We start from the raw sequence: 601 nt of genomic DNA on the forward strand, positions 1-601 counted from the left end.
TCGCGCAACTCGCGCGCAGCCGTCGTCAGAACGCGCTCGGGCACCTCGCCCGACAGCGTCACGACAAGGACGGGGAATTCGGAGACGTTGACCTCGGAGACCACAGGCTCCTCGGCTGCCTGCGGCAGGTCGGCCTTGCCATCCTGGACATTGCTGCGCGTGTCCTGCAACGCCGTCGCCAGATCCGTCTGCGGCTGGAATTGGACCATCACATAGCCGCCGCCCTGGAAGGCGGCCGAACGCATCTCCTTGAGACCTTTGAGACTTTTCAGCTTGGCTTCCATCGGCCGCAGCAGGAGGCGTTCCGAATCCTCGGGCGAGATGCCCTGATAGACCAGGCCGACATACATCATCGTAATCGCAACGTCGGGTTCGGCTTCCTTCGGTGTCGACTGATAGGCGACCGCACCGGCAAGGATGAGGAACACCAGGACCGAAATGGTCAGCCGGGCATTGCTGATTGCGAGTTTGACGATATCCATGATTACTGCGTCCCGGCCGTCGCTTCGCCCAAGAGCTTCTGGATGGTCGCCTGGTCGGCCTCGACCGGCTTGACCACTTCGCCTTCCTTCACCAGTTCCTGGCCGGCGACGATGATGCG

Annotated in this window: 1 protein-coding gene and 1 pseudogene; both read right to left on the bottom strand. The window is 62.4% G+C overall.

What is annotated here, in order from left to right; translation table 11 throughout:
- On the bottom strand, nucleotides 1–482 hold a 482-nt coding region (locus AC0L2Z_RS35420), incomplete at its 3' end, for an efflux RND transporter permease subunit (protein WP_473630648.1).
- Nucleotides 483–484: 2 nt separating this feature from the next.
- A pseudogene (locus AC0L2Z_RS35425) lies at nucleotides 485–601 on the bottom strand (efflux RND transporter periplasmic adaptor subunit); the annotation flags it as partial.

It is taken from the genome of Mesorhizobium sp. WSM4850 (genome assembly GCF_055811735.1).